This is a genomic window from Phaeobacter sp. PT47_59, from assembly GCF_028890025.1.
GTDB lineage: Bacteria > Pseudomonadota > Alphaproteobacteria > Rhodobacterales > Rhodobacteraceae > Phycobacter.
On sequence record NZ_JARCJL010000052.1, the window covers coordinates 1 to 5,149 of the forward strand.

At 60.7% G+C, this 5,149-nt stretch carries 6 protein-coding genes and 1 pseudogene; all 7 read left to right on the plus strand.

All coding sequences use genetic code 11. The features are described 5' to 3' along the window. A pseudogene (locus tag PXK01_RS21965) lies at nucleotides 1–87 on the plus strand (type II toxin-antitoxin system YhaV family toxin); the annotation flags it as partial. Nucleotides 88–385: 298 nt separating this feature from the next. Then, nucleotides 386–2,494 carry a UPF0149 family protein gene (locus PXK01_RS21655; RefSeq protein ID WP_108693369.1) on the plus strand — a complete coding sequence of 703 codons (2,109 nt, stop codon included), beginning with the start codon at nucleotides 386–388 and terminating at the stop codon, nucleotides 2,492–2,494. Between the two features lie 38 nt (nucleotides 2,495–2,532). Further along, nucleotides 2,533–2,838, plus strand: a complete 306-nt coding sequence (locus PXK01_RS21660) for a zincin-like metallopeptidase domain-containing protein (protein ID WP_274861703.1) — start codon at nucleotides 2,533–2,535, stop codon at nucleotides 2,836–2,838. A gap of 20 nt (nucleotides 2,839–2,858) precedes the next feature. After that, nucleotides 2,859–3,005: an antitoxin PaaA2 family protein gene (locus PXK01_RS22040; RefSeq protein WP_369333113.1), complete on the plus strand. Its 147-nt coding sequence runs from the start codon at nucleotides 2,859–2,861 to the stop codon at nucleotides 3,003–3,005. 51 nt (nucleotides 3,006–3,056) lie between these two features. Then, nucleotides 3,057–3,281, plus strand: coding sequence for a transcriptional regulator/antitoxin MazE (locus tag PXK01_RS21665; RefSeq protein WP_108693368.1), 225 nt, complete (start codon nucleotides 3,057–3,059; stop codon nucleotides 3,279–3,281). Next, nucleotides 3,278–3,673 carry a type II toxin-antitoxin system death-on-curing family toxin gene (locus PXK01_RS21670; RefSeq protein WP_108693367.1) on the plus strand — a complete coding sequence of 132 codons (396 nt, stop codon included), beginning with the start codon at nucleotides 3,278–3,280 and terminating at the stop codon, nucleotides 3,671–3,673. Before PXK01_RS21665 ends, PXK01_RS21670 begins: the two co-directional genes overlap by 4 nt. A gap of 115 nt (nucleotides 3,674–3,788) precedes the next feature. Then, nucleotides 3,789–5,149: strawberry notch-like NTP hydrolase domain-containing protein (locus tag PXK01_RS21675; protein WP_274861702.1), on the plus strand; the 1,361-nt coding region annotated here is incomplete at its 3' end.

Here is a 5,149-nt window from a genome sequence, read left to right on the forward strand (position 1 = left end):
CCTGACAATTTCGACGCGCTCTTGAAAGAAGCTGCAGCGGCAGGCAAGCGGTTCGAGAAATCCCTTGAAGCGGTGCCTGGCCGTTGAGATGGCTTTGGGAACGCCCGCGACGCACAGGCAGCGCTATTGCTGTCAACCAAATGCCCGAACGCCTGTATCCGCGCGTGCCACCTGCCAGCCTGGCAAAAGGCAGAGGAAGACGTCAAATCATTGCTCAAAGAGAAGCTATTGCCAGCTCTCCAGCGGGCCTCTCTCAAGGCGGAACGCGCGCGCATTCACAACGTGATAGGGCAGATTTCGGGGGAGTGATCAGCCAAAATATGATTTTGCCTTGGACAGGACCAAACTTTCTGCAATGCAATGATGTCAACCGAGGGGGATCAGGGTGGACGCGTTTCTTTCAAAGATGGTTCGGGCCGTGGAAGCGCCAAAGTTGCCGTTGCAGCAGTCAGAGCTTTTACGGCAGTTTGGCAAGGATCTTCTGGCGCGCCCGGACCTTTGCGCTGCGCTGATCCAAGAGGCCGCGAGTGGCCCATTGTCGGACGGCCAGATGGCGATGCTGGTCGCCGCACTGGATGAGGCCCGCATGGCCGATGAGAGCGGGCAGCGCAAAGGGCGCACCTTACTGGATGACATGCGCGATGTGGTGGCCTTGCTCGACGCCGACCTGACATCCCAAACGGCCTTGTCTCTCTCCAGCGCCTGGACGCGTGCGGGCCTGACCCCGCCACCATCGCTGGCCCATGCGGTCATCCCCGAAGACCCGGATGCCTTTGCCGACATCAACGGCATTCCCGACATCCCCGATGAGATGTTCGACGGTATCTTCAAAGGCTTAAATGGCATCGGCGAAGACTCGGTTTCGGCCATGCTGGCGATGCTGGATGAGATGCTGCCAACCTTGCCGCCAGAAGCACGCTTTGCTTTCATTCGCAAACTCGCTACCCGACCAGAGTCCCTATGTGGAGATGCCGCCGCAGCGCTGCTACTTGCGACAGACGCCTCGGTGAGCTCCGGCGCGCTAACCGGTCTCGCTCTGCGTCAGCAGGCGGGTGATCTGTCTCAGGCGTTGTTATCGCGCATTACCTTGATCCGAAGCTGGCTACAAGACCCGGACATCTTGCGCGGTATGGATAAGATCATCCGATCCGCCCTCAAAACCGGGACGCCGGCAACTGATACGCGCTCAAAACCCAAGATCCATCGCGTTGTATCCTCGATGGTCGATGGCAGCGGTGCGCAGAGCCTCTCCATGGCCATTCAATCGGGTGGCCGACGTGCTTTGGCGGTGGTGCTGCTCAAACAGGGGTTTGGCGTGAAAGACGCCTTTGTGCTTCCGTGCACCAGCGCCTCCGAGCAAAAACAGATGATCGCGCAGATTGCAAATGAGTCAGGCGCCTTGGAGGCAACAGCAGATTATGCGTTCACCGCTCTGTCCTGGGCGCTTGCGGAGGGGCAAGCAAACGGGACAATGCCTGCGGCGGGTCTGCTCGATGTCGTAGAGACCGCAGGTTTTGCCAATCTGCGCCCGCGATCGGCAGATATTGCAGACATCGCGGCCATTGCTGACCCCGAAGGCGCCGTCTCCACTCTCTCCGTCCGCGCACGGGGCAGCCTGATCATGGCGAGTGAGCATTGGCCTGATCACTTCCCGATCTCGGACAGCTGGTTCGAGGACAGCGACGCATCGTCAGATGCCATTGAAAGTGCAACGACTCAAAATGCCATGACCCGCAAGCTTTGGCAGCATCTGGAGACCCGCCGCAACTTTTGGGCCATGATCTTTGCCCGCAATGCTGCCTTGCTGGCGGCTGCAAAGAACCCCATAACGCCTGAGCTTGTCGCCGTGGCCCAGGCCATGTCCGAGGGCCGCGACCTGAAGAAGGCCCCGATCATGCATTTCGTGCACGCCATGAGCTTTGAGGCGTGGGTCCATCAGGACGCGCCGCCGATGCCGTTCGGCGGTCTTGAGGTCACCGAAGAACGCGCGGCCCCGGGAACCTACGCCGAGGTCGCACCGTTCGGCACAAAGGAACAAAAGGCGCTGGATAAACTTCTGCGTCCGGCCAAGATCACACCCCCCTGGATGGAAGGCTTTTTGACAGGCCTCTGCACCGCGCCCAAGTTCATCAAACCCTCCGAGTGGATCGTCACGATTTTCAATGTCGTGGCAGACGATCTCGCCTCCGATGCGGACTTGCAAAAACTCCTCGACCTGATCGTAATAGCCTACAATCACCGTCTGTCCTTGCTGCGAGACGGTGCTCCGGCAGAGGTGCTGTTCCCGGCGGACCCGGTCCTGTTTTCCATCTGGGCTGACGGCTATCTGACAGCATGGGAAGCGCACAAACCCCACTGGCCTAACAAATCCCTCGGCAAAGACGGCAAAGCCATGCGCGCGCTCCTCGAACAGGCGGCGGATTTCAAAACCAAACCCGACCAAGCCCCCGCCTTGCACAAATGGCTGATCAAGCAATGTGACAAGCAGAAATGATAGCTTTCTTGGATTGACTGTCAGGATAAGTCGCGGAAATCGGAAACTGCATGCTTTGCGCGCAAATCGGGGTGGAACCTGAATTCGACCAGAGCGCCGCCTATGTCGAGGGGTGGCTTGAGGCGATGAAAGAGATAGAGATTTCAAGGCTCTTATCGTTCGGGAAACTTCGCTGTAACGTTCGATCATCGCGTCAATGGGAGACCGGAGTTGAAACAGCCTTCAGATCGCAAACAGGCCTGCGACAAAGTCGACGGGTCCAGGGTCCAATCCCCCGACCGCCGGTCTCAGGTCGCTCTGAGCGTTGCCGATATGCCGAGTTACCTAGGCGAGCTTCTGGATAGGGGGCTCGACGACCATTTCCGTGACCGCTGAAACGAAATCCCACGATGCCTGGTTTCGATCCAGGGTGCAGGAAGCGCTCAAAGATCCGCGCCCGCCGATATCGCACGCCCACGCGTTGCATCAGTTGCAGACGTTGATTGACGAAAAGCGCCAGGAGCAAACTTGACCTAGCGCAGAGGTCTCGTATATACATACGTATAACCATACGGGCCCTGCCATGATCGAAGCCAAAATCCGCAAGGTCGGCAATTCCGCCGTCATGACACTCAGCACAGAGATGCTCGCGCTCCTGGATGCCAAGGAGGGGGATACCCTCTATGCCGTGCGCACGGATGATGGCGGGCTGAAGCTGATGACGGAAAACCCGGAACTTCAGGCCGCGCTTGCCGCCGCCGAGATCGTCATGGATGAGAACCGCGATCTGCTCCAAGCACTTGCATGAGCGATTGGGTCTGGATTCCGCTGGCCGCTTCGTACGTCGTCCATGATCGCCAGATCGCGCGCCACGGCGGTGCGCCAGGCACCCGCGATCCGGCCCTTTTGGAAATGGGATGCACACGGGCAATGAACCGCGCGTCCTATGAGGACGTGGATGTGTTCGCGATTGCGGCAGCTTATGCCTATGGTCTTGCCAAAGCGCATGCCTTTGTCGATGGCAACAAGCGAACAGCATTCGTGGCCGCTTTTGCGTTCTTGCGGCTCAATGGCGTAAATCTGCGGCCCGATCCCGGGAAGGGTGTCCGGATGATGGAGGACCTTGCCGCCGATCAGGTGAGTGAAGCCGCGTTTTCTGCTTGGCTCCGTGACCTTGCCGCAAAGACCGATGACGTCTGATCGCGTTGGCAGTCCTGCCCCGCCCCGGTTCTTGATTTCAGATCCTTAACCCCAAAAGGGGAAAGCTGGCTTTTTGTCCTTTGGAATTCAGACCCTCATCCAAAGGAAAAATCCCATGGCCAAGCCTTGCTCAACGCATCACGCTCCCGTCGATTCCGGCGCTGATCTCGTCTCTGCCCTCGCGCAGATCGGCGCGCAGATCGACCACCAACCCCTGCGTAGCTCAGCGCTGGCGCGCATCATGCGCGAGACGTTTCATGGCAGCGATGCCGGCGGTGCCTGGGACTGGCGCATGGCCTATGACCTGATGCAGGCCGCTGCCGTCCAAATGCTGCTGCGTGGGGACGGCGCGGCAGGTGACATCGCCGCGGCAAAGCTGCTTGCCTCACGGCTCCTGACGGAAACGCGCCGGTCGGAGCAGCAGATCCGGCTGCAGCAGTTCTCCACGCCGCTGGCATTCGCGGCCCTGGCGGTGCGAGCGGCAGACATTCGAAAGGACGAGACCGTGCTGGAGCCGTCCGCGGGCACCGCTGCTCTTGCCGCTTTCGCCGCCCGGGCCGGTGCCACGCTTCTGCTCAACGAGATCGATCCGTTTCGCCAGCGTCTCCTGCGCGCAGTCTTTGGCGGCGAGGTGACGGGCCATGACGGCGAGCATATCGACGATCTGCTGCAGACGCCGGTCCTGCCGGACGTGGTGGTGATGAATCCGCCCTTCGCCTCATCGGTCGATCGCGCCCGGGACAAACACATCGCCGCCAAACATCTCATCGGGGCTGCCAAGCGCCTGACGCCGGGCGGGCGCCTGGTGGCGATCATGCCGCCGGGGTTCAGCCCGGAGCGTGATGGCGCGCATTGGTCCCGCGCCTGCGGTCTCCTGACGCCGCGACTGGCGTTGATGATGCCGGGGCAGGTCTATCGCAAGCTGGGCACCACTGTCGAAACCCAGCTCATGGTCTTCGACAAGGTGCAGGAGGACGGCGAGATGATCCGCGCCATTGTGTGCGATCTGGACGAAGCCCTTCCTTTTGTCGACGCCGTGGCCGCAACCCGGCCCGAGATGCGCCCAGTCCAACGGGCGGCAGCGATCCCTCATACTCGGGCGACCGTTCCATCCTCTGCCCCGCGCAAGACCGCCGCTGCGCCTGTCGCCGCCTCCAAACCCCGGGCCAATGCCGTTGTCCCGCTAGTTTTCACGAGCCTTGATATCCCGCGCGACAACACGCCGATCTCGGACATCTATGCGCGCTACCGTCCGCAGCGGATCGAGATCGCGGGTGCGCAGGAACATCCCACCCCGCTCGTCGAAAGCATCGCCATGGCTTCTGTCGCGCCGCCGGAGCCCTCAAACACGGGCAGTGATGACTTGCGCCTGCCCGCACGGTTGATGGAGGAGGGACATCTCTCCGAGGCGCAGCTGGAAACCATCATCATGGCGCATGATGCGCATGGGCGCGACCTGCCCGGTCGGTTTACCAT